Source organism: Brevibacterium sp. OS20, assembly GCF_056837565.1.
In genome coordinates this window covers 836,012-858,193 of record NZ_CM166367.1, presented here as the reverse complement: position 1 = coordinate 858,193, position 22,182 = coordinate 836,012, and the positions used below count along the sequence as shown (strand labels likewise).

General features: G+C 64.1%; 16 protein-coding genes and 1 rRNA gene. 10 read left to right on the top strand and 7 right to left on the bottom strand.

Translation table 11 applies throughout. The features are described 5' to 3' along the window. The first annotated feature begins 28 nt into the window (after positions 1-28). From purD to purQ, 9 genes are all read left to right on the top strand, one after another. Positions 29-2,269 (top strand): phosphoribosylamine--glycine ligase, encoded by a 2,241-nt coding sequence (gene purD, locus ACVZTU_RS03610; RefSeq protein WP_482401429.1) that lies wholly within the window; start codon positions 29-31, stop codon positions 2,267-2,269. Positions 2,270-2,563: 294 nt separating this feature from the next. Beyond that, a complete protein-coding gene (locus ACVZTU_RS03605; protein WP_139470419.1) occupies positions 2,564-4,282 on the top strand; it encodes an amidohydrolase in 1,719 nt (572 codons plus the stop codon). Positions 4,283-4,297: 15 nt separating this feature from the next. Then, the gene (locus ACVZTU_RS03600; RefSeq protein WP_139470420.1) at positions 4,298-5,485 is read left to right on the top strand and encodes an ABC transporter ATP-binding protein; all 1,188 of its coding nucleotides are present in this window, start codon (positions 4,298-4,300) and stop codon (positions 5,483-5,485) included. Position 5,486: 1 nt separating this feature from the next. After that, positions 5,487-6,650: a polyamine ABC transporter substrate-binding protein gene (locus ACVZTU_RS03595; RefSeq protein WP_180345702.1), complete on the top strand. Its 1,164-nt coding sequence runs from the start codon at positions 5,487-5,489 to the stop codon at positions 6,648-6,650. Next, entirely contained in the window at positions 6,647-7,585 is a 939-nt protein-coding gene (locus tag ACVZTU_RS03590) for an ABC transporter permease (RefSeq protein WP_139470422.1), read from the top strand. Before ACVZTU_RS03595 ends, ACVZTU_RS03590 begins: the two co-directional genes overlap by 4 nt. Position 7,586: 1 nt before the next feature. Then, on the top strand, positions 7,587-8,450 hold the full coding sequence (locus ACVZTU_RS03585; RefSeq protein ID WP_139470423.1) for an ABC transporter permease: 864 nt from the start codon (positions 7,587-7,589) through the stop codon (positions 8,448-8,450). A gap of 158 nt (positions 8,451-8,608) precedes the next feature. Further along, positions 8,609-10,030, top strand: coding sequence for an NAD(P)/FAD-dependent oxidoreductase (locus ACVZTU_RS03580; RefSeq protein ID WP_482401428.1), 1,422 nt, complete (start codon positions 8,609-8,611; stop codon positions 10,028-10,030). A gap of 115 nt (positions 10,031-10,145) precedes the next feature. Beyond that, the gene (purS, locus tag ACVZTU_RS03575; RefSeq protein WP_025780534.1) at positions 10,146-10,403 is read left to right on the top strand and encodes a phosphoribosylformylglycinamidine synthase subunit PurS; all 258 of its coding nucleotides are present in this window, start codon (positions 10,146-10,148) and stop codon (positions 10,401-10,403) included. Then, positions 10,400-11,137, top strand: a complete 738-nt coding sequence (gene purQ / locus ACVZTU_RS03570; protein WP_139470425.1) for a phosphoribosylformylglycinamidine synthase subunit PurQ — start codon at positions 10,400-10,402, stop codon at positions 11,135-11,137. The genes purS and purQ overlap by 4 nt, the downstream gene beginning before the upstream one ends. Positions 11,138-11,263: 126 nt before the next feature. Here the strand turns inward: purQ and ACVZTU_RS03565 are convergent, their stop codons facing one another. The 5 genes from ACVZTU_RS03565 to ACVZTU_RS03545 form a co-directional block, all read right to left on the bottom strand. Next, positions 11,264-12,046: a hypothetical protein gene (locus ACVZTU_RS03565; protein ID WP_139470426.1), complete on the bottom strand. Its 783-nt coding sequence runs from the start codon at positions 12,044-12,046 to the stop codon at positions 11,264-11,266. A 490-nt stretch (positions 12,047-12,536) separates the two neighbouring features. Beyond that, positions 12,537-13,031, bottom strand: a complete 495-nt coding sequence (locus tag ACVZTU_RS03560) for a peptidoglycan-binding domain-containing protein (RefSeq protein WP_139470427.1) — start codon at positions 13,029-13,031, stop codon at positions 12,537-12,539. A gap of 266 nt (positions 13,032-13,297) precedes the next feature. Continuing rightward, on the bottom strand, positions 13,298-14,998 hold the full coding sequence (locus ACVZTU_RS03555; protein ID WP_139470428.1) for an LPXTG cell wall anchor domain-containing protein: 1,701 nt from the start codon (positions 14,996-14,998) through the stop codon (positions 13,298-13,300). Positions 14,999-15,401: 403 nt separating this feature from the next. Next, positions 15,402-17,528, bottom strand: a complete 2,127-nt coding sequence (locus tag ACVZTU_RS03550) for an ABC transporter ATP-binding protein (RefSeq protein WP_482401427.1) — start codon at positions 17,526-17,528, stop codon at positions 15,402-15,404. Between the two features lies 1 nt (position 17,529). After that, positions 17,530-19,263, bottom strand: coding sequence for an ABC transporter ATP-binding protein (locus tag ACVZTU_RS03545; RefSeq protein WP_139470429.1), 1,734 nt, complete (start codon positions 19,261-19,263; stop codon positions 17,530-17,532). A 216-nt stretch (positions 19,264-19,479) separates the two neighbouring features. Between ACVZTU_RS03545 and ACVZTU_RS03540 the strand changes: the two genes are divergently transcribed. Further along, a complete protein-coding gene (locus tag ACVZTU_RS03540; protein WP_139470430.1) occupies positions 19,480-20,598 on the top strand; it encodes a DUF6882 domain-containing protein in 1,119 nt (372 codons plus the stop codon). 78 nt (positions 20,599-20,676) lie between these two features. On the opposite strand, the gene ACVZTU_RS03535 is transcribed toward ACVZTU_RS03540, so the two are convergent. After that, positions 20,677-21,726 carry a DoxX family protein gene (locus ACVZTU_RS03535; protein ID WP_229664226.1) on the bottom strand — a complete coding sequence of 350 codons (1,050 nt, stop codon included), beginning with the start codon at positions 21,724-21,726 and terminating at the stop codon, positions 20,677-20,679. Between the two features lie 227 nt (positions 21,727-21,953). Continuing rightward, positions 21,954-22,072, bottom strand: a 5S ribosomal RNA gene (rrf, locus tag ACVZTU_RS03530). Positions 22,073-22,182: the final 110 nt, after the last annotated feature.

Sequence of the window (22,182 nt, the reverse complement as noted above, 5' to 3'; positions counted from 1 at the left end):
CAAGCCTACGACCCTTTAGGCTGGTGGCGTGAAGGTTCTTGTCATCGGTTCGGGCGCCCGTGAACACGCCCTCGTCCTTGCTCTCTCGCGCGACCCACAGGTCGACGCCGTCATCGCTGCTCCCGGCAATCCCGGTATCGCGCAGATCGCCCACACCGAGGCGGTCGATGCCTCGGATGCCGCCGCCGTGACCGCGCTGGCCGAGTCCCTCGACGTCGATCTCGTCGTCATCGGGCCCGAAGCCCCGCTGGTCGCCGGTGTTGCGGATGCTCTGCGCGAAGCCTCGTTCCCCGTCTTCGGACCCAGCGCGGAGGCCGCGCACCTCGAAGGCTCGAAGGCGTTCGCAAAGGAGGTCATGGAGTCCGCGAACGTGCCGACTGCACGTACGGTGGTCGCCTATTCGACCGACGAGGCGGCGGCCGCACTGCGCGAATTCGGCGCCCCGCACGTGGTCAAGGCCGACGGCCTGGCCGCCGGCAAGGGAGTCGTCGTCACCGATGACCTCGATGCCGCGCTGACGCATGCGAGCTCCTGCCTCGAGGTCTCCGACCGGGTCGTCATCGAAGACTATCTCGACGGCCCCGAGGTCTCCCTGTTCGTCCTCTGCGACGGCACGACCACCGTTCCCCTGGCCCCGGCTCAGGACTTCAAACGCATCGGAGACGGTGACACCGGCCCGAACACGGGCGGGATGGGCGCGTATTCGCCGCTGCCGTGGCTGCCTGCCGGCACCGTTGACGAGATCATCGACACCGTCGCCCAGCCCGTCGTCGATGAGATGGCCCGCCGCGGCACCCCGTTCACCGGGCTCCTCTACTGCGGCCTCGCGCTGACGTCGAAGGGTCTGCGCGTCATCGAGTTCAACGTCCGCTTCGGCGATCCGGAGACCCAGTCGGTGCTCGCCCGCCTGTCCAGCCCCCTGGGCCAGACGCTGCTCGCCGCTGCCGAAGGACGCCTGAACGAGACCGCGCCCCTCGAATGGGATCCGCGCTCATCGGTGACAGTGGTCATGGCCGCCGAGAACTACCCGGGGACTCCGAGCACCGGAGACATCATCCGCGGACTCGACACCGTCGCGACACTGCCCGACGTCAGCGCCCTTCACGCGGGTACGAAACTCGCGACCGGTCCCAGCGGCGGATTCGCCCCCGAAGATGCCGTGATCACGAAGGACATCGCCGAGACCGGTGACATCGTCACCTCCGGCGGCCGCGTGCTCTCCGTCGTCTCCCTCGGCGACGACCTCGACGATGCGCGGGCGAAGGCCTATGCCGCGGTCGGCCAGATCAAGTGGGACGGTGAGCAGCACCGCACCGATATCGCCGAGGCGGCCGCCGCCGGACGTATCGATCTCGCCTCCGGATACGCCGCCCCCGCACCGGTCGCCCCGGTGCTGCCGGGCTGGAAGCACGTGTATTCGGGGAAGGTCCGCGACCTCTACATTCCCGCCGACGCCGCCGATGCCGCGAGTGCGCAGCAGCTGCTCATGGTCGCCTCGGACCGCATCTCCGCCTATGACTGGGTACTCGACTCGGAGATCCCGGACAAGGGCAAGGTGCTCACCGGACTCAGCCTGTGGTGGTTCGATCAGCTCGCCGATGTCATCGGCAACCATGTCATCAGCTCAGACGTGCCCGAGGCCGTGGCCGGCCGCGGCCTCATCGTGCAGAACCTCTCCATGTTCCCCGTCGAGTGCGTGGCCCGCGGCTACCTCACCGGATCGGGAATGTCGGACTACCGGGCCACCGGGTCCGTGTGCGGCATCCAGCTGCCGGCCGGACTCGTCGAGGCCGATCGCCTCGAGCCTCCGATCTTCACTCCGGCGACGAAGGCCGAGCTCGGCGAACACGATGAGAACGTCAGCTTCGAGGCCGTCGCCGAGACCGTCGGGACCGAGACCGCAGAGAGGCTGCGCGACCTGACCGTGGAGATCTACCAGCGTGCCGAGCAGATCGCCCGGGAACGCGGGATCATCCTCGCCGACACGAAGTTCGAGTTCGGGACCCTGCCCGACGGCACGATTGTCCTCGGCGACGAAGTGCTCACCCCGGACTCCTCCCGCTTCTGGGACGCCGAGGGCTATGAGGCAGGCAAGGCTCAGTCGAGCTTCGACAAGCAGTTCGTCCGCGATTGGCTGACCGAAGAATCCGGCTGGGACAAGGCGTCGGACACTCCTCCCCCGGCCCTGCCCGCCGAGGTGGTCGAGAAGACCCGTGCCCGCTATATCGAGGCTTTCGAGAAGCTCACCGGAGAGACCTTCCCCGGCTGAAGCGCTCAGTTCACAACCCCACAGAAGCCGCGGGGCATCGACGACAAGTCGGTGCCTCGCGGCTTCACCATTGCCGCCAACGGCTCCTGTGCGAATATCGCAGTGTGAGACGCTGAATCAGCGCTACCGGCAATCCGTGTTGCAGTTTCCCTCACTTGACCCATATTTCCGCAACGGAATCAGTGGAATCACGGGGGAAGTTCCGCTAAGGTGACTTCACAGTGATCCACAACACACTCAGAGAGCGGGCTCGGCAATCCGCCTCTGCCACGACACTGCAGTCGGGAGGCAGCATTGGACCTCGATATCCTCGATGTCACGATCTTCGACGGTGAGGCTCTGCGCGCCGAGAATCGTGTGAGCATCCGCGACGGGATCATCACCGAGATCGGCACCGGACCCGCAGCTGTGCCCGCGTCGCGCACGATCAACGCCGCCGGGAAGCTGCTCACTCCCGGCTTCGTCGATGCGCACGTGCACACGACCTTCGGCGGCCAGGAGGCCCTGGCCTGCGACATCAGCGGAGCGGACAGCCTCGAGGCGGCACTGCAGATGATCCGCGACTATGTCGCCGAGACGACCCGTGATGACGGCGCGACCGACCCCGCGAACGATTGGGTCATCGGCGGCGGCTGGTCCATGGCCCACTTCCCCGGAGGAGACCCGACTGCCGACATCCTCGACGAGGCCTGCCCCGATCGGCCGGCGATCCTCCTCAGCGCCGACCACCATTCGGCATGGGTGAACACGCAGGCGATGACCGCAGCCGGACTCGACGAGACGTCCACGGCACCTGCCGGCGGCGTCATCGTCGCCGATTCCGCGGGCCGTCCCACCGGGTGCCTGCACGAATCGGCCATCGACCTCGTCTCAGCCCACGTTCCCTCCGCCTCCGAGGAGGAGGTCCTTGCCGGTCTGCGCGAAGGTCAGCGCTACCTCAACTCCCTCGGCGTGACCGCATGGATGGACGCCATCGTCGGCGACTACGGCGGCCACCGCGACCCGTACGACACCTACGTCGGGGCGGCGGAATCGGGCGCGCTCCGGTCCGAGGTCGTCGGCAGCCTGTGGTGGCCGCGCGGAGTCGAGGACATCGACGCCGAGGTGGCCCGACTGACCGATCTCGCACGTTCCGACGGACGCTTCCGCGCCACCTCGGTGAAGTTCATGCTCGACGGAATCGTCGAGTCCCGGACTGCGGCGATGACGACCGAATACACATGCACCTGCGGCGGCTTCGGAACGAGCTATTTCACTCGCGCCCACCTCGAGGCCTCGTTCGCGGCTCTCGATGCGGCCGGTTTCGACATCCACTGCCATGCGATCGGCGATGCCGCGGTCAAGGCCGCCCTCGACGCCTTCGAGGCCGTCCGCAGCCAGGGCACGGCCGGCACCGGGACGACCGGCTTAACTGACACCGGCGAACGCCGTCACCATATCGCCCATGTCCAGGTCGTCGATCCCGCCGATGTCCCGCGCTTCGCCGAACTCGGAGTCACCGCGAACCTGCAGGCACTATGGGCCTGCTATGACGAGCAGATGATCGACCTCAACCTGCCCTTCCTCGGTGCCGAGCGCAGCGGCTGGCTCTATCCCTTCGGGTCTCTCAACCGTACCGGTGCCCATCTGGCGATGGGTTCGGACTGGCCGGTGTCGACGGCGAACCCGTGGGACGCGATCCATGTCGCGCTCAACCGCTCGCACCCGACCGCCGCGGATGAGTCGCCGCTGCTGCCCGACGAGGCGATCGACCTGATGACGGCGCTGCGTGCCTACACCGCAGGTTCGGCACACCTGCTGCGCTCGGCCGACAACGGCCACATCCGCCCCGGTCGGCCGGCCAACCTCGCCTTGGCCAGCGCCAACCCCTTCACACTGCCGCCGACCGATATCGCGGAGATCACGAACGAACTGACGATCTGTGACGGGCGCATCGTCCACGACGCCCTGCCGCCTCACACACCGGCACCGACCACGCCGTCCGCCCCGACCACCACCGGCTCAGCCAGCTGAAGACGAAAGGCCATCATGACCAGTACAGCCACCTCGGCGCCCTCTGCGGAGACCGGACTCGACCACCTCGAGATCCAGGGTGTGAAGAAGGTCTTCGGCGACAACACCGCCATCGAACGCCTCGATCTGAACGTCCGCAAGGGCGAATTCCTCTCCCTGCTCGGCCCCTCCGGCTGCGGAAAAACCACCCTGCTGCGGATGATCGCCGGCTTCGAGACCCCCACCGACGGTGCGATCCTGCTCGCCGGCAAGGACATCGTGTCCCTGCCGCCGCACCGCCGACCGGTCAACACGGTGTTCCAGTCCTACCTGCTGTTCCCGCATATGAACATCGCCGACAACATCGCCTACGGACTCAAGCAGGCGAAGGTCCCGAAACCGGAGATCGCGCAGCGCGTCCGCGATGCCCTCGCCCTTGTGCAGATGGAGGACTTCGCCGGGCGCAAGCCCGAACAGCTCTCCGGCGGTCAGCAGCAGCGTATCGCCCTGGCCCGGGCGCTGGTCAACCGGCCGCAGGTCCTCCTTCTCGACGAGCCGATGTCGGCGCTCGACAGGAAACTGCGGGAGGAGATGCAGCTCGAGCTCAAACGCCTCCACACGAAGCTCGACACGACCTTCGTCTTCGTCACCCACGATCAGGATGAGGCGCTGGCGATGAGCGATCGCATCGTCGTCATGTACGACGGCGTCATCCAGCAGATCGGCTCCGGTGAGGACATCTACGCGAACCCGCACAACGGCTTCGTCGCCGGCTTCATCGGCAAGCAGAACTTCATCTCCGCCGAGGTGGCGTCCACCGATTCGACGACCGCGACCCTGCGCACGGCCAACGCTGTGCTCACGGCCCCGACGCTGACACTCAAACCGGCCACCGCCGCCGGTGAACCCCGGAATCTCGAGGTCGGCGACCGAGTGCGCGCAGCCATCCGTCCCGAACGGATGCACGTCGCCCCCGCAGGCGAGAGTTCCGGAGAGGCGAACACGGCCCGCGGCTCCGTGATCTCGTATTCGTTCCTCGGCGACGTCATCCAGTACATGATCGTCGTCGGTGACAACGACGAGATCCTCGCCCGCGTGCCTGCCGCCGGGCGGGAGCCGATCAGCGCCGGCACCGAGGTGGAGCTGAGCTGGAATGCCGACGCCGTCGCCGTGTACGACCGTGAGCCGAGCGCGGTCGCGTCCCTCCTCGAAGGCGGTGCCTGAAATGGCCCGGCAGAGACCCGATGTGACGTTCCTGGCCCCGCGGGCCGCCTCGGCGAGGTTGAGCCGGCGAGCGCTGCTGGCCGGATTCAGTGTCGTCGGGCTCGGGGCACTGAGCGCGTGCGGCAAGAACACGAAGATGGCGGCATCGCCGCCGACCGACGGAAAGCTCGAATCGAAGCTCAACCTCTACTCGTGGGGCGACTACGACAACCCCGAACTTCTCGACGCCTTCAAATCCCAGAACGACATCCTCGTCCAGGTCGACGCCTACGGGTCGAACGAGGAGCTCGTGGCGAAGCTCTCGACCTCACGCGGGACGTCCGGCTACGACGTGGTCGTGCCGACGGGGTCGAACATTCCGCAGATGCTCGAACATGACCTGCTGCAGGAGCTCGACCTCAGCCTGATCCCGAACTTCGAGCACATGGATCCGAACTTCACTCATCAGTACTTCGACCCGGACAACACGTACTCGATCTGCAAGGCGTGGGGCACCACCGGTTTCGTCTACAACACGAAGAAGATCGACCGGGAGATGACGAGCTGGCAGGACTTCCTCGATGCCGCACAGAAGGAAGCGGCCGGCACGACCGCCCTGCTCGAGGACCCATGGGAGGTCTCGGCGATCGCCCTGGCTGCACAGGGATTCAGCCTCAACACTCAGGACGAAGGAGAGCTCGACACAGCGCGGAACATCATCGTCGACGATCTGGCTCCGAACGTGAAGGCCTATGTCGGCAATGCCGCCACGAGCATGATTCAGGGCAGCTTCACCCTTCTGCACGCCTTCAACGGCGACGCCCGGCAGGGCCTGACCGAGGTCAAGGACCCGGAGAATTGGAAGTTCGTCTTCCCGACCCCCTCGGCGAATCTGTGGATGGACTGCTGGTCGATCGCCACCGGCGCCCCGCACCCGGATTCCGCGCACGCCTTCATCAACCACATGATCTCGCCGGACACTGCGGTCGACCAGCTCGACTACATCGGCTACCCGATCGGAACGAAGGGCCTGGCCGAGCAGGCGAAGAAGGCCGACCTCGACCAACAGGACCTCATCTTCCCGGCACAGAAGGTCCTCGACCGTCTCGAACCGAGCAAGCAGACTCCGGCCGATCAGATTCGGACGAAGATCCTCACCGACGCCCAGGCCAGGAGCGGAGCATGAGCACTCAGACCCGACCGCAGCAGCCACGACCGAAGAAACCGGCGACGAAGTTCTTCGGCCCGGCGGCCATGTCGTTTCCGACATGGGCCTATGCGCTGTTCTTCTTCATCATTCCCCTCGCCCTCATCGTCTTCTACAGCTTCGGGTACAAACCCGACCAGTTCACGGCCATCGCCACCGATCGCCTGTCGTTCGGTCGGTACCCGGAAGCGATGAGCGCAAGCTTCGTCTCGACGTTCTTCGCGACGCTGCGCATCTCGCTGCTCGGCACCCTGCTGTGCCTGATCATCGCCCTGCCGTTCGCGTACTGGCTGGCGATCAAGGTTGCGCCCGCCCGCAGGTCGCTGGCTCTGGCCCTGGTGATGGTGCCGTTCTGGACGAACTTCCTCGTGCGCACCCTCGGCTGGCAGATCATGCTCTCCCCCGACGGGTTCCTGTCGAACTGGCTGCAGGGGCTCGGGCTGCTCGACGGACCTCTCGACATCCTCTACACGCGGACGGCGGTGCAGATCGGCGTCGTCTACAACTATCTGCCGCTGATGATCCTGCCGCTGTTCGTCGCCATCGACGCCTCGGGCAAGAAGCTGCGCGAGGCCAGCTACGACCTCGGCGCGGGGAAGGTGAAGACCTTCATGCGGGTCACGCTGCCGATGGCGATGCCCGGAGTCGTCTCCGGCTGCCTGCTCGTGTTCATCCCGCTCAACGGCGACTACGTCACCGCGACCGTCCTCGGCGGAGCGAGCGGCTCCATGGTCGGTCAGCTCATCGCCAATCAGTTCAACACCGCACAGAACTGGGCGGTCGGAGCGGCCATGGCGATGATCCTCATCATCTCCACCTTGGCCGTCGTCGGGGTCGGCTTCGCACTGCTCAAGCTCGGGCAGGCGATCACGGCCAAATTGAACAGTGTGCCGCTGCATGACGGGAGGGCCTGAGATGCCGAAGAAGAACACGTTCGCACGTCGGACTCCGACCGATATCGCCCTGCACGTCTGGGGCATCCTCGTCTTCGTCTACCTGTTCGTGCCGATCGCGGTGATCATCGCCTATTCGTTCAACAACGGAAAGGTGCTCGCGAACTTCCGCGGCTTCGGCCTGCACGCCTACATCAGCGGCATCAACAACGACATCATCGTCTCCTCCATCGTCACGAGCCTGCAGGCCGCTGTCGGCACCGCCATCGTCTCGACGATCTTCGGCACCCTCGGCGGAGTCGCTCTGGCCCGGGCCCGAAGGGGCGCTTGGTGGGCACTCGGATTGACCGCGATCCTCGGACTGACCCTGGTCACCCCCGAGATCGTCGACGGCATCTCCTTCCTGCCGTGGTTCGTCACCGTCGGCGTCGATTGGGGAATCACCCCGCTCAACAACGGCCTGGTCAGGCTCATCATCTCGCATGCGATGTTCTCCATGGCGATCGTGACGTTCATCGTCAGGGCCCGGCTCGCCGGAATGGACACCCAGCTCGAAGATGCCGCCGCCGATCTCGGTGCCACCCCGTGGAATCGGTTCAAGGACATCACGCTGCCCATTGCGGCTCCCGGCATCCTCGCCGGTGCTCTGATGTCGTTCACCGTCAGCCTCGACAACACGATCCTCTCGAGCTTCGTCCAACAGCCGGGCTACACCCCGTGGCCGGTCTACATCTTCTCCGCCGTCCGCGTGGCCCTGCGCCCCGAGGTCGCGGCGATGTCGACGGTGATGTTCGTGCTCACCCTCGCCGCGCTCGGTTTCGTCGGCTTCGTCCTGCGCAAGGCCGGCGGGAACGCCACGGAGATCATCAAGACGATGGCCGCATGAAGCGCACCATCACCGAGGCGGCCCCGAAGTTCGCCGGCTCGTGCCGGCCCGCCGTTTCGCACCACCCCGCACTCGCCGGTCTGGCAGAGTGCCAACCGACCGCACCTGCCTGTCCGGCAGAGTGCCCACCGACCGCACCGCGAAGAAAGTGAAGTGACATGGACGTCAATGCCGCATTGGCCGACGCCTCGACCATTCCGTTCTGGCTCGACACCGACCTCCGTCCGGAGCCGCTGCCGCCGCTGCAGGAGAATCGAGAAACCGACCTCCTCGTTGTCGGCGGCGGGTTCACGGGTCTGTGGACCGCACTGCAGGCGAAGGAGCGGGACCCGGACCGTCGGGTCGTGCTCGTCGAGGCGAACTCGATCGGGTGGGCCGCCTCGGGGCGCAATGGCGGATTCTGCGCGGCCAGCCTCACTCACGGCTACGACAACGGGGAAGCTCACCTGCCGGAGGAGAACGATCGGCTCGCGCAGCTGGGCCGGGAGAACCTCGACGCCATCGAAGCAGCGGTGGCGAAGTACGGGATGGACGTCGAGTTCGAACGCACGGGCGAACTCGATGTCGCCACCGAGGACTACCAGGTCGCCGAGCTGCGGGAGGCCCACGATCCCGATTCCGGTTTCATCTTCCTCGACCAGCAGGAGCTCGCGGGGATCGTCAAGTCGCCGACGTACAAAGGTGCGCTGTGGGATTCTCGCGAGGTCGCGCTCGTCCATCCGGCGAAGCTGTGCTGGGAGCTGCTGCGGGTCATCCGCGAACTCGGGGTCGAGGTCTATGAGGGCACGAAGGTCACCGATGTCAGCGACGCGAAGACGAGCGTGCGAGTCCAGACCCGCGTGACCGCGGAGACGCTCGAGGACTGCGCGACCGCTCAGTGCAGCCAGATCACGGCGAAGCGGGTGGCGTTAGCGACGAATGTGTTCCCCTCGCTGCTCAAGCGGGTGAGTCTGCATACGGTTCCCGTCTACGACTATGCGCTGATGACCGAGCCGTTGAACAACGAGCAGATGGCTGCGATCGGGTGGGAGGGCCGTCAGGGCATCGGCGACTGTGCGAACAGATTCCACTACTACCGGCTGAGCGCTGACAACCGGATCCTCTTCGGCGGTTGGGACGCCGTCTACCACTTCGGGCGGCAGGTGTCGTGGAGATACGATCAGCGGCCCGAGACCTTCGAGACCCTCGCCGAGCACTTCTTCGAGACCTTCCCGCAGCTGGCCGGGCTGAAGTTCACTCACAAGTGGGGCGGACCGATCGACACCTGTTCACGGTTCTTCTCGTTCTTCACCAGCGCCTATGGGAAGAAGGTCGCCATGGCTGCGGGGTTCACCGGCCTCGGGGTGGGTGCGTCTCGGTTCGCTGGAACAGTCATGCTCGATCTGCTCTCCGGTGAGGACACCGAACTGACCGAGCTCGAGATGGTGCGCAAGCTGCCCCTGCCGTTCCCGCCCGAGCCGATGGCGTGGCTGGGCATCAAGATGACGACGAATGCGCTGATCAAGGCCGATGAGAACGAGGGTCGTCGCGGTCCTCTGCTCAAAGTCCTCGATGCAGTGGGCATGGGCTTCGATTCCTGAGGGCTCCAGCCTGTCCGACGACCGGACCGCGGGCGGGGAATTCGGCCGTGGTTGGTAGACTCTGGGTGAGCGCGGGAGGAACTCCCGAACACTTTCACAAAGGAGCAGTACACGCATGGCACGTGTCGTCGTTGAGGTGATGCCCAAACCCGAGATCCTTGACCCCCAGGGCAAGGCGATCTCCGGCGGACTGACCCGTCTGGGCTTCACCGGGTTCGGTGAGGTTCGTCAGGGCAAGAGGTTCGAACTCGAGGTTGACGGCGAAGCCACCGAGGAGGTCCTCGCCCAGGCACGCGAAGCCGCAGAGAAGCTTCTGTCGAATCCCGTGATCGAAAACGTTGTGGCAGTCCGCGTGGCCGAGGACGCATCGTGACCGCTGTCGCGGCTGATCCCACCGCCGAGGCGACCGCAGAGTCCGGTGTCTCCGTCGGAGTCGTCACGTTCCCCGGAACTCTCGATGACCGTGATGCCGCTCGCGCCGTGCGTCTGGCCGGTGCGAACCCGGTGAACCTGTGGCACGCGGATTCGACCCTGTCCGGAGTCGACGCCGTCATCCTGCCCGGCGGTTTCTCGTATGGTGACTACCTGCGCTGCGGTGCGATCGCCGGATTCGCTCCGATCATGGAGTCCGTCGTGGCCGCGGCGAATGCCGGTATGCCGGTGCTCGGCATCTGCAACGGCTTCCAGATCCTCTGCGAATCCCGTCTGCTGCCCGGTGCGCTCATCCGCAACGATCACCAGCATTTCATCTGCCGCGACCAGGACCTGGTCGTGGAAAACGCGAACACCGCGTGGACGAGCGACTATGAGCAGGGTCAGACGATCCGCATTCCGCTGAAGAACGGTGAGGGCGGGTTCGTCGCCACCGACGAGGTGCTCGACGAGCTCGAGTCCACCGGACGCGTGGTCTTCCGGTACCAGGGCTTCAACCCGAACGGGTCTCTGCGAGACATCGCCGGAATCACGAACGAAGCAGGCAACGTCGTCGGCCTCATGCCGCACCCCGAACACGCCGTCGAGACCGGCTTCGGCCCCGAGTCCGGCGGCGGAATCGACGGTCAAGGGTTCTTCTCCTCGGCCGTGCGCACGCTCGTCGCCAAGGGCTGAGCCGACCGGCTGCCGCGGAGAAACCGACAGACGAACGACGCCGGGTCCTTGACTCAGAACCAGTGTTCTGAGTCAAGGACCCGGCGTCGTTTGCATCCTGTTGGCGGGTGGAGTGATCACGGGCCTCTATTCGTCGATGTACACCCTCAGTGGCGCCGAGTCTTCGAGGTCGCCGCATTCTGCAGTGATGACGTATCTGCCCCACAGGTCCTTGCTTGAATCCGCTATGTATCGGACCGATGCGGACTCATCTTCACCGGCGAGTTGACGCTTTTCCCAGACCTTCGTCTGACCATCCGTGTTCTTCTTGAACACGCGGAACACGGCCTCGTCTTCGGCCGAGCAGTTGACCATTGTGAGATTGACTCCGTCGGTGCCGAGAGCCGTGTCGTTCGTGTCCTCCTCTGGGTTCACCAACAGAGTGCCATCGTCGTATTCACCTCGATCGCCCTCCGAGATGAGGTCGACTCTGGTGAACATCTCTCTCACTGTCTCACCGTCGCGTTCGACATAGACCGTGAATGGAAGGTCTGTCGGGACGTCCGGTTCCTCATCCACGACAACCGAGCCGTCGAATGGCCCGTCCTTCTTCACCACGGACTTCTTGTCGTTGAGGCTCGTGGTGACGACGTCCCCTGCTTTGAGTCCGTCGACGGTGTATTCGATACCCTTGCCGTGCGCGACCTCGTACAGTGTCATCGTCGCGTACCTCAGCGCCAGATCTTCATCGTGAGACTTGGGGTCGTCCTCCGCGGCTTCCTCCCCTGCTGCCGCAGATTCACTCGAGTGATTTCCGTCGGTCGGCACAGAGCCCGAAGGTGCGGCATCGAGACTCGAAGCGGCCGTCGGTCCAGCTGCGAGGGCAGAGATCCCGAGGGCGACGGTTGCGGCGAGTGCGAGCTTCTTCATTGTGATCATCCTTCTTTCGTCCTTGCCAGTGATGCTCTGAAAGCGTTGTCGGGTTGATCTGCCGTATTCGGTTGTGATGCGACCGTAGGCAAGACGAAATGGTTCTGTGGAGTTCTGATCATTGTGGTCATGACAACTTCGAAACAGCGTTCCGAACGGTTTCGAGACGTCAATGTGACCTGCCGATTCGAACGCTGAGCCGACGTTCAGACTCACGCGCCGCCTGCAACGGCACCCTCGCCGAGGCGCCACTGTCGTTCCTGGTCATCCCCCCTGGCCCAGCATGGCCGGGTCGGACCGGGTCCTGCCAGAAACGGCGAGGTGAAACGCGCACACAGGTCCTGATCAGCTTGCCGATCACATCGTCATCACTCCGTGGAATTCGGCAGGCTGAATTGTTATTGCCGATTTCGGAGATTTCAGTCCGCGGTCCCCTGCTCGCGACTCCGGAAGCCGGGGACCAGAACCGTCAGCAGCACCCTGGCCGGAATCAGTCCTCGGCCCAGTCGAGTCCGACAGCGGTCTCGAGAGTGCTGTTCGTGGCGTGCAGTGGGACGGCCCATGTCTTGTCCCCGACGATGCCATCGGAGTCGACGCCGCCCCACTTCTGAAAGCCCTCCACAGACTCCTTCGTGCCGGCCCCGAAGTCTCCGTCGGCTTCGCCTGGCGACGGCCAATCACCGCTGTCTGCACCGGAGATGAGTACCTTCTGCAGGTCGCGGACGACATCACCTTTCGACCCGGTCTTCAGCAGAGGCATCGGACCACCGTTCGGAAGTGATTCCCAGGTGTCTTTTCCGACGATGCCATCGACCGTCAGTCCGGCACTCTCCTGAAATCGTCTGACCCCAGCTTCGGTGTCCGGTCCGAAATCACCGTCGGCTGCGACGCTGTGATCGGGAGTTCTCCGCAGTGCTCGCTGAGCACGCAGGACCGCGGCGCCCTTGTCACCGCGTTTAGTTTCGGGCTGACCTGGATTGGACATGGTTGTGCTCCTCTGTCATCGGTTTCGTGGAAGCTTCCTTGCCTCCACGACCACCAAGCTAGGCCCGTTGTTCCTGCACCGGCAAGGCGCCGACGAGACTCAACGGGCGTGCACGCGAACTGTTCGGCACTGCCTGTGAAGACAGCACAGATCGGCCCCGGTTCTTCGACTCGAAGTCGAGGAACCGGGGCCGATCGCTTCCGCCAGGACCGCCTCTCGCCGTCGGGCCGGGTGGAGTCACCAACCCGACGGGTCACCGGTCACTGTCAGCTCTTGTTCTTCCTGCGAGCCAGTCCGATGGCTGCTCCACCGCCGAGGATGAGCAGGGCACCTGCGGTCAGTCCGGTGAGTTCAGCACCGGTGCGAGGCATCGACGAACCGCCGCCGGCTTCGCCGGAGTCTCCTCCGTTGCCGCCACCGGACTCACCGCCGGTGACTTCGAACTTTCCTGACCTGCTGACGTCCATGCAATCGGCGAAGACCTGGTAGGTCCCGACGTAGTACGCGGGATCATCCCCGAGTCCGTAGACGTGGATTCCGGCTGCTCCTTCCTCATTGGTCGTCGCGGTCTGTTCATAGAGTTTCTCGCTCTTGTCCCCGGAATAGACCTCGAAGTGGACTTCGGCGTCCGGGACGCATTCGTTGACCATCAGCTGCACACCTTGGTCCCGGTCGATGAAGTCCTCCCCCGAAATCGTTTCGGGATTGATCGAGAGCTTGGGATCGACGACGCTGCCGTCATCGGTGACCGTGAACGTGGTCTCTGCGCTCTTGTCACCGCAGGAGGCCAGGACGTTGAAGTCACCGATCCAGCCCTTGCCGCCGTCACCATCAGGCAGGAACTGGACGGATCCGGCTGCGTCCTCACCGGCTTCCTGGGTCTCGTCCCAGATCACGGTGTCGGGATCTTTCGCGGAGCTCACCTGGAACTTCACCTCGGAGTCGACGTGGCAGTCGACGAGGGTGATGTTGACACCGTTCTCGAGGAAGTCGGCGAGCTTCTGGCTCTGCGGGGTGACGCTGAGATCTGCATCGGAGCTGTCGTCGTCTTCAGTGACGGAATACGTCGTCTCTGCGCTCGTGTCACCGCATTCTGCGCTGACGACGAAGTCACCGATCCATCCGTCACCGCCGGTGCCGGGCATGAATGATGTGGAGACCGAACCGTCATCGCCGGCGGTCTTCGTCTCTTCCCAGATGTTCGTATCTTCGCCCTTGCGGACGATGGTGACGGTCACTTCTTCGCCCGCCTCGCAATTGCTCACGGTGATGTCGACACCGTTGTCGAGATACGAGTCGATCCCCTGGCTCTGCGGGTCGACGCTGACGGCCGCATCCGAGTCATTTTGGCTGTCGGTGATCTCCACACTGCCGCTGAACGTCTTCGACTCCTCGCCGTCGCGCGCGACGGTCACGGTGACATCGACGACGTCGCCGACCTTGAGCTCGGTGTTGCCACGGAGCTCTCCGTTGAACGTTCCGTCACTGTCGACGGTGATGGAGCCGTTCTCGCCGGGTCCGGCGGTGACGGTGTCTCCGGCTTTCAGTCCGGTGATGGTGTATGGGATGGCCTCGGCTGCCTCGTCGACGGGCATCGACGACTGGTCGAGGGAGAACGAGGCATCGATCGGGGTCGAGTCCTCGGTCGGTTCGTCCGAACCTTCGCCGGGGTCGGCCGCCTCTTCACCGTCGCCGGGATCTGCTGCGTTCTCGTCGCCTCCCGGATCAGTTGATTCCTCCCCGTCACCGGGTTCGGTGGGTGTGCCGGGATCCGCGGCGTCGTCACCGGGATCCGTGGGCGGGTCCTCTGTTCCCGGGGAATCTGCGTCGCTGTTTCCTGCTTCTCCTGCGGCTTGGACGTCGGCCGCCTGCGCAGTTGTGCGCTCATCTGCTTGTGCGGCTGCCTGGCCCCATCCTCCGATGGAGAGTGCCAGAGCGAACGTTGCCGCCATTGCCAACCGTTTCATGATGGTCCTTCCAGAGTTCTGGTCGGTTGCCGTCTTCAGTTATGGCTTGGACCATACGCAGGCAATGAAGAGCGCACGACTTTAGGTCATTTAGGTCATGACAGAAGTGATAGAGGTGTTTGGCCGAATGTTTATCACTTCGCAATACTGTTCGCGCGACCCAGTCATAGTGCCCCCACGTGTTCGTGCCTCAGGCTGTGCTCTCACCTGCACAACAACTTCTATTTGGGGCTGGTGAGCCGCACGGCAGAGCGGTCAGAGCAGTGTCACATTTGGATCGACTTCGGCATTCATACCCTGAAAAACGTTATGTCGGATTTTCGCACACCATCTGATTTCTGCGTTGAATGCGATGCAGGGTCCCCGAGCTCAAGCTCGGGGACCCTGCCACTGCTCGGAACGATCAGACTTGCGGAGAGCGGCCTTCCTCTGCTGGCGCCTCGTGGCTTTCACCTTCGGTATCCGGTCCGTCCGTGCTGTCGCTGTCGGAGGCCGCAGCCTCGTCGAGCGGTGCACCTGCGTCGGCATCGGCCTCGGCGAGCACCTCGGCAGTGAACTGCTCCTCGGCGTCCTCCCCGCGGAACTGCGACATGTACAGCCGGTGGTAGGCGCCTTCTGCCGCGAGCAGCTGCTCGTGGTTGCCGTGTTCGACGATCGCTCCGTCCTCCATCACGAGAATGGTGTGAGCGTCACGGATCGTCGACAGCCGGTGGGCGATGACGAACGACGTCCGATCGGTTCGCAACGCTGCCATCGCCTGCTGCACCAGCACCTCGGTGCGGGTGTCGACCGATGAGGTCGCCTCGTCGAGGATGAGCAGTGAGGGGTCGGCGAGGAACGCTCGAGCGATGGTGATGAGCTGCCGTTCGCCGGCCGAGACGCTGCCGCCGTCGGAATCGATGACGGTGTCATAGCCGTCGGGCAGCTGGCGCACGAACCTGTCGACCATCGTCGCCTTGGCGGCTGCGACGACTTCCTCATCGGTGGCGCCCAACCGGCCGTAGCGGATGTTGTCGGCGATGGTGCCTTCGAACAGCCACGCATCCTGGAGCACCATGCCCACATGTGATCGGAGGCCGGCCCGGCTGAGGTCGCGGGTGTCGATGCCGTCGAGGTAGATGGTTCCGCCCGTGATCTCGTAGAAGCGCATCACGAGGTTGACCAAGGTGGTCTTGCCGGCGCCGGTCGAGCCGACGATCGCCACCGTATGTCCCGGTTCGGCGGTGAAGGACACCTTCTCGATGAGAGGCGGCTCCGGAGCATACCGGAAGCTCACTTCGGAGAATTCGACCTTGCCCGGAGTGCGCGGGGGCAGTTCTTGCTGCACCTCGTCGGGGTCCTCCTCCTCGGCGTCGAGCAGTTCGAAGGTCCGCTCCGCCGAGGCGACACCGGACTGGAGCATATTCGCGACACCGGCCATTTCGGAGATCGGCTGCGAGAACTCACGTGAGTACTGGATGAACGCGGTCGCATCACCGAGCGTCATCTGTCCCGTCGCGACCTTGAGTCCGCCGGCGACAGCGATGAGGACATAGCTGAGGTAGGACACGAACTGCATTGAGGGCATGATCATGCCGGAGACGAACTGTGCTCCTGCCGAAGCCTTGTACAGCGATTCGTTGCGACGGTCGAACTCCTCGAGCATGACCTCGTCACGGCCGAAGGCCCTGACGATGTCAAGACCGGAGAATGACTCTTCCACGTGCCCGTTGACCTCACCGGTGTGCTTCCACTGCGCCTTGAACAGCTTCTGCGAACGGGTGCCGATGACGCCGGCGATGATCGCCGACAGCGGCAGAGCGATGAGAGCCAGCAGTGCGAGCTGCCAGGACACGATGAACATCATCACGCCGATGCCGATGATCGTCAGCGCCGACTGCACGAGCTGAGAGAATGCCTGCTGCAGGGCCTGCTGGATGTTGTCGACGTCGTTGGTCACTCGCGACATCACGTCGCCGCGCTGACGGGTGTCGAAGTAGCGCAGCGGCAGTCGGTTGATCTTGCGTTCGATGTCCTCACGCAGACGGTAGACCACGCGCATGACCAGGGCGTTGAGGATATACCCCTGCGCCCACATGAGCATCGAGGCCACGAGGTACATGAGCAGGACGGCGATGATGATCTGACCGAGCGCCGTGAAGTCGATCCCCTGCCCGGGCACCACCTCGGCGGTGGCGAGCATATCGGCGAAGTCGTCTCGGCCCTCGGCGCGGGCCCCGGCGATGATGTCGTCGATGTTCGCACCAGCGGGCAGCTGAGCGCCGATGACTCCGGAGTAGACGACGTCCATCGCCTTGCCGAGGACCTTGGGCGCGATGACGGTGAGCACGACGGAGCCGACGACGAGGGCGACGACGTAGAACATGCCCTTCTTCTCCGTGGCCATGAGTCCGAACAGACGCTTGACCGACGGCCAGAAGTGCTTGGCCTTGCGCGGAGGTGTGCCTCCGCTCATCTCCAGTTCCTCGCCGCTGGGGATGTATTCGTCTTCCCCAGCCACCACAGTTTCGGTTGAGTTGTTGTCGGCCATGTCAGTTCACCTCTTCCGTGGTCAGCTGGGATTCGATGATCTCGCGGTAGGTCGGGTTCGTCTCGGCGAGTTCCTCATGGGTGCCGCGGCCGACGATCTTCCCGGCTTCGAGGACGATGATCTGATCGGCGTCCCGGATCGTCGATACACGCTGGGCAACGACGATGACGGTGGCGTCCCCCGTCGATTCGTCGAGGGCGGCCCGCAGGCGGGCGTCGGTGGCGACGTCGAGGGCGGAGAACGAATCGTCGAAGACGTAGATCTGCGGCTTCACCGTCAGGGCTCTGGCGATGCACAGACGCTGCCGCTGCCCACCGGAATAGTTCGTGCCTCCCTGGGCGACGCGTTCTGAGAGCTTGTCTTCTTTCTCAGCCACGAAGTCGTCGGCCTGAGCGATGCGCAGGGCCTCCCACAGCTCTTCATCGGTGGCGTCTTCATTCCCGAAGCGCAGGTTCGAGGCGATCGTGCCGGAGAACAGGTACGGCTTCTGCGGCACCAGACCGATGAGCTGGGCCAGTTGGTGGCGGTTGAACTCGGTGACGGGGGTGCCGTCGATGAGGATCTCACCGACCTGCGGGTCGATGAGTCTGGGGATGAGGTTGACGATCGTCGACTTGCCGGAACCGGTCGATCCGATGATCGCGGTCGTCGTTCCGGGCTGGGCGGTAAAGTTCAGTCCTTCGAGCACAGGCACCTCGGCGCCGGGATATCCGAAGGTGACATTGCGGAATTCGAGCTCACCGCGACCGGGCAGCTCCCTGACACCGGCAGGGATGGTCATCGTGCTGCGGGTGTCGAGGATCTCGGCGATGCGTTCGGCGCAGACGACGGCGCGCGGAATCATCATCATCATGAATACGCCCATCATCACGGCCACGAGGATCTGCAGCAGGTACTGCAGGAACGCGGTCAGCGATCCCACTTCCATCTGTCCGGCGTCGACGCGGTGGCCACCGAACCACAGGACGGCGGCGGTCGCGAGATGGAGGATCATCATGATGGCGGGGAACATGAGCACGAACAGGTTGCCGACCTTGACCGAAGTTTCGGTCAGGGCACGGTTGGCATCGGCGTAGCGGTCGGTCTCAAAGGGCTCACGGACGAAGGCACGGATGACGCGGATGCCGGTGATCTGTTCGCGCAGAACGCCGTTGATGTCGTCGACCTGGTCCTGCATGCGGCGGAACAGCGGCATGAGGAGGTAGACGAGAATGGCGACGACGATGAACAGGACGGGCACGGACACCCACACCAGCCAGGACAGTCCGGCGTCTTCCCGCAGGGCCATGATGATTCCGCCGATGCACATGATCGGTGTCGAGACCATGAAGTTCAGGGTCATGAGCACGAGCATCTGAACCTGTTGGACGTCGTTGGTGTTGCGGGTGATGAGGGTGGCGGATCCGAATTTTCCGACTTCGAGCATCGACAGGTCGTCGACCTGACGGTAGATGGCTCTGCGGAGGTCGCGGCCGACGCCCATTCCCGTCCGGGCGCCGAAGTAGATCGCGGTGATCGCGGTGACGACCTGCACGAGGCAGACGAGCAGCATCGTCATGCCCGTCGACCAGATGAAGTCGGTATCGCCCTTGGCGACTCCTTCGTCGATGATCCGGGCATTGAGGCTGGGCAGGTACAGTGCTGCGATGGTCGAGGCCAGTTGCAGGATGACGACCAGAATGATGAACGGCCAGTAGTTTTTGGCGTATTTCAGGGACAGGCGGAGTAATGCCACGTTGAACGTCCTGAGTGAAGAGCGGCTGATGATGGAGTCGTGAGAGTTGCGAAGCGCAACAGACTACCTTACATTGATTCTCCTCTCAGAGATAGACGAGCCGGCGGCTGATCGGGGGCGTTCTGCCACGACCTCCACTTCACCATGAGGCACTGACACGGCCTTCGCACCGCGTGCCTCCTCGCTTCTCGGGCGCTCCCGCATACGCTTGAAAGCATGAGCTCAACTCTGCAGGACCTGGTCAATCGTGCCGTCTTCTATTCGACGGAGGTGCAGACGCATTTCGGTGCGCTCATCGCCGACGCCGAGTGGGAAGTCGACTTCAGCTCCGACCCGCACCTGACGTTCACGTCGACCGAGGGCGCCGTCCTGCGCACCCGGCCGCATCTGCTCGGTTCGGAGTCAGGCAGGGAGAAGACGTGGCTGTGGGGTTGGGAGAACGTCAATGACTTCCCCGACGCCATCGTCGGGCTCTCCCACGAGGTGCGCAAGTTCGGGGCCGCTGAGGACGTCAGCGAGCTCACGACACCTGAGCTCTCCCTCGATGAGGAGCTCGCACTGCGGCTGACCCTGGCGTCGAAGGAGGCCACCGATAAGTGGGCCCACTATCCTGCCGCCGCCGGCGCCGGAACCACTGTTTGGCTCCTCGTCGATGCCGCCGAGATCGCCTTGCCCGCACCGCAGGTCAAGGTCTCTGTGCGGGCGCTCATGCAGGGACTGACGCAGACGACAGTGACCGACCACCGCGCGGCCATCGACGCGTACGTCGCCAAACGCGGCATTCCGACGGCAGAGCTTCCCGAAGGTGGCCTGCGGATGCTGTTCGCCGACGGCTCGGCCGACCTGTCCTTCGACGATCAGCGTCGCATCTCCAACTGCGACCTGAATGCGCCGCTGGAGGGCGAGGCCGCCGAGCAGTACGCCGCCGCGGAACCCACAGGCACCCCCGCCGAGGCGGCCGCCGCCTCTCGCACGACCGAGTCGACTTCCGCTCCCGCTGCGAAGGATGTTGCCGCACCACCTGCGTCGACACCCACGACACCGACACCGGCCTCGGCAGGGGAAACGGCGGAAACTGCGCCCACGGAGTCCGTGCCAGACGAGAAGCCGGCAGCGGAGGCGACCCCGACGGCCGAAGCTCAGACCGACGAAGCTGCAGAGCCTGCGGCGGAGGCTTCGGATACCGCACGCGGAGAGCAGCGGCCGGAAGACGAGCGGCCACTCGGAGACGGGCCTGTCGAACCCGCCGAGACGGAGACTCCGGTCGAGGAAGAACCGAGCAAGGACGCCAAGCCGAAGAAGAAGGGCCTGTTCTCCAAGCTGTTCGGACGCTGATACGCCGCTGAGCAGTTGCATCCCTGACGGATGCTTGGGGCCCCGCCGATCGGCGGGGCCCCATTGATTTATCGGCTTTCAGCGATTGACGGGTGTTTCGGGTCCCCAGCGGAATCCTCGATCGAAGAGGAACCTTCGCTCCTCATCATTGCGCAGCGTCAGTTCCGATTCCCCTGCTCGCAGAGAGAACTCCCCTTCTCCTACCTCCGAGTACTGGAACTCGACCGTACCTGAGGAACCGCGGATAAGCGTCTGAGCGCCTTTCCGGACGGGGTAGAGCTTCGCTGTGATCGACTGGCCATCGACGCTGTAGACCCCATCCTGGAAGTCTCCGTCGGAGTACCGCACACTCATTCTCTTGCCTTTGCCCGATCCGATCTGCCCGAAGGCGATCTGAGTGATGTCCTCGGTTGTATGGTCAGTGCCCTCGATCAGGGCGGGCTTGCCTGACGTGGTGACGGTATAGACGCCTGAGATCTCCTCAGGAGCGCCAGGGCGACCCCAATTGAGGCTGATTCCGGTGGCCAGTCCGCTGCCGACGATGATGACAACAGCGAGTATCGGGGAGACCCAGCGAGTGATGCGAACGAAGATCCGGTTGTGCCAGATGAGGCCGTTGACTGCCGGCCCGACGCTGCGCCCGAATGCGAAACTCACGACTCGGGGCACGTTGGGGATGAGAAGGATGAGACCGACGAGGGCCATCGCTCCTGAGAGCTGCTTCACCGGCACGTCGAACGTCAGGTTGAGCAGGAAGACCACGCTCATGTCCAGAGCTGCGATGAGTGCGCCGAGCCAGGCAGAACGACGGAAGAGCAGCAGGATGACCGCGAGAAGCTCGGCCAGGCCCGCCAGGAATTGAACGGTCGGGGAGAAGGCCATGAAACGCCACAGCAGCCCCATGGGGCTCATCTCGCCGTACTGGACTATTGCGTCGGCATAGTCGGCATAGCCCATCTGAACGTGGTAGATCTTCGTCCAGGCGTAGGGCAGGAGCGCCATCGCCAATCCGATGCGCAACAGCCAATGCAGGGCCCAGAGGATACCGATCCAGCGCGACCGTGACCGAGCCTGTAGAGCGTCCGGCTCCGCTGATTGTGCATGCAGTGCAGTATCGTTCGTCGTCATAATGTTCACATTACTGACAAAACGACTTGTCCTGCAGTAGGGTTCTCCGGACTATTCCCCAAGACATTCCCCACCTCCCTATTACTACCTGATGGCGGCCCAGCAACCCCGCGCCAGGTAGCAGTACCCCCGTCAGGTAGTAATAACCACCGGCAGCACACCCGTTCGTGAATACAGTAATGGCCCCGCCCAACACAGTCGGACGAGGCCATCACCACTAAAAAATATTGCGGCAGTCACTTACTCTCCCACAACCACCAAGTTGCAGTACCATCAGCGCGAATGGGCTTAGCTACCGGGATCGGAACGGTTAACCGGGCGTTTCCCCACCACTATCACCACCGCAAAACCAACAAACCACACACACCCAAACCCAAAACGTTTGGGTGGTAGTGGTCCAAGAACCGCACAGCGAACGCGAACACCAAAACTATGTCATGCACACCCCACAAAACG

Bases quoted from the DNA above. Each gene is read 5' to 3' on its own strand.
- ACVZTU_RS03585 (WP_139470423.1), top strand. From the start codon at position 7,587: ATGCCGAAGAAGAACACGTTCGCACGTCGGACTCCGACCGATATCGCC.
- ACVZTU_RS03590 (WP_139470422.1), top strand. From the start codon at position 6,647: ATGAGCACTCAGACCCGACCGCAGCAGCCACGACCGAAGAAACCGGCG.
- ACVZTU_RS03565 (WP_139470426.1), bottom strand. From the start codon at position 12,046: ATGAAGAAGCTCGCACTCGCCGCAACCGTCGCCCTCGGGATCTCTGCC.
- ACVZTU_RS03535 (WP_229664226.1), bottom strand. From the start codon at position 21,726: ATGACGACGAACGATACTGCACTGCATGCACAATCAGCGGAGCCGGAC.
- purS (WP_025780534.1), top strand. From the start codon at position 10,146: ATGGCACGTGTCGTCGTTGAGGTGATGCCCAAACCCGAGATCCTTGAC.
- ACVZTU_RS03580 (WP_482401428.1), top strand. From the start codon at position 8,609: ATGGACGTCAATGCCGCATTGGCCGACGCCTCGACCATTCCGTTCTGG.
- ACVZTU_RS03560 (WP_139470427.1), bottom strand. From the start codon at position 13,031: ATGTCCAATCCAGGTCAGCCCGAAACTAAACGCGGTGACAAGGGCGCC.
- ACVZTU_RS03555 (WP_139470428.1), bottom strand. From the start codon at position 14,998: ATGAAACGGTTGGCAATGGCGGCAACGTTCGCTCTGGCACTCTCCATC.
- ACVZTU_RS03595 (WP_180345702.1), top strand. From the start codon at position 5,487: ATGGCCCGGCAGAGACCCGATGTGACGTTCCTGGCCCCGCGGGCCGCC.
- ACVZTU_RS03540 (WP_139470430.1), top strand. From the start codon at position 19,480: ATGAGCTCAACTCTGCAGGACCTGGTCAATCGTGCCGTCTTCTATTCG.
- ACVZTU_RS03600 (WP_139470420.1), top strand. From the start codon at position 4,298: ATGACCAGTACAGCCACCTCGGCGCCCTCTGCGGAGACCGGACTCGAC.
- ACVZTU_RS03550 (WP_482401427.1), bottom strand. From the start codon at position 17,528: ATGGCCGACAACAACTCAACCGAAACTGTGGTGGCTGGGGAAGACGAA.